The sequence below is a fragment of the Clostridium sp. AM34-11AC genome, assembly GCF_003435375.1.
GTDB classification, from domain to species: Bacteria; Bacillota; Clostridia; order Lachnospirales; family Lachnospiraceae; genus Pilosibacter; species Pilosibacter fragilis.
This window is the reverse complement of the sequence record NZ_QWGL01000091.1, coordinates 1-1701: the sequence shown is the minus strand read 5'-3', so window position 1 is coordinate 1701 and position 1701 is coordinate 1. Positions and strand designations below refer to the sequence as shown.

The following is a 1701-nucleotide window of genomic DNA, read 5'->3' as shown; positions in this document are numbered from 1 at the left end:
CTTAACAAACTTCGAACTATGGCAGAAATGCCTGTAATCATGCTTTGATAATTATGCTGTTACGAAGTGTGTAAATCGTATATGAAAAACCTTGGCTGTTGAATTCGATGGAACGCCGTGTGCGGTGAAAGCTGCATGCACAGTGTGGAGCGGGGGAAAATCTGGAGATTACATCAAAAGATTACCTATCGCTATCTGGTGCCGTTGCTTTCTGGACTTTTTGGTTAAACTACGCTATTCTGAAACTAAAAGGAAACAGAATTCGACATAATTCGAAAAAGTCAGTGAGAATCAACATAATTGCGGTTTATAATCGCAAAACCTATTGATTTCTTTATGCGCTTGCGGTATCATGGAACCATGGAGGTGGTTCCTATGATAAACAGACCGCTCTATGTCGATAAGATTATGGCATACACCGACACACCTTTTGTAAAAGTGTTGACGGGTGTTCGCCGCTGCGGAAAATCCACTATTCTTAAAATGATTATGGAGAAGCTGCAACAGAAGCATGGCATTCCGTCTGAGCGGATTGTCAGTATGCGTTTCGATTCCATGGATTATGAGGATATGACAGCGAAGGATGTGTTCAAGGCTGTCAAAGAAAAGCTCAATCCAACTGGGAGAACGTATCTCTTTCTGGATGAGGTTCAGGAAATTGAAGGCTGGGAGAAAGTAGTAAACTCCCTAGCAACAGATTATGATGTTGACCTTTATGTGACAGGCTCCAATTCCAGAATGATGTCTTCGGAAATAGCGACTTACCTGACGGGACGATATGTTTCCTTCCGTATCTATACGCTTTCTTTTCAGGAATATCTGGAATTCAAAAAGCAGTATACACAGGTAAAGGATATCCATGCTGAATTGGCAGATTATATCCGCTTGGGCGGCTTCCCTGCAACACACCTGCGAGAGTATTCACAGGATGAGGTTTATACGATTGTCCGGGATATCTATAATTCCACGATTTTCTCAGATATCGTAAAGAGAAACCAGATTCGTAAGATCGACCAGCTGGAACGGGTGGTTCGGTACACATTTGCGAATGTGGGAAATTCATTCTCAGCAAAATCAATTTCTGATTATCTGAAATCAGAGCATCGTTCTATCGACAATGAAACGGTATACAGTTATCTGGAAAAGCTGGAGAAAGCATATCTTCTTCATCGCTGTTCTCGATACGATCTGCGCGGAAAGGAGATTCTGAAAACGCAGGAGAAGTTTTATCTTGCCGATACCGCTTTGCGTTACAGTGTGCTGGGCTACACACCAGACAGCGTCGCGTCCAGTCTGGAAAATGTGGTGTATCTGGAACTTTGCAGACGAGGATATACCGTGACGATTGGAAAAACGCCGGATGGTGAGGTCGATTTTGTGGCGCAGAAGCAGAATGACCGGTTGTATGTGCAGGTCACACAGGAGATTAAATCCGAAAAAACAGAAAAGCGCGAATATGAACGGCTGCTGGAAATCCGGGATAACTATCCGAAGTATGTTTTGAGAACCGATGAATTTGCCGGAGGCAATTACCAAGGCATTAAGAGTATGCACATTGCAGATTTTCTATTGAGCATAGAATATTAACAACGAGGACGGCGGTGAACCGCCCTTTTTACATAGCCAGGTTTCTGATTAAAATTGGAAACCTGACTATTTTTTGCTTTATAGGAAAGACCGCCTGCGGCGCTCTCTTGAATT

Annotated in this window: 1 protein-coding gene; it reads left to right on the top strand. The window is 43.0% G+C overall.

Annotation, left to right across the window (positions count from 1 at the left end):
* Window positions 1-375: 375 nt before the first annotated feature.
* Window positions 376-1587, top strand: a complete 1212-nt coding sequence (locus DW826_RS17855; RefSeq protein WP_117553339.1) for an ATP-binding protein — start codon at window positions 376-378, stop codon at window positions 1585-1587.
* Window positions 1588-1701: the final 114 nt, after the last annotated feature.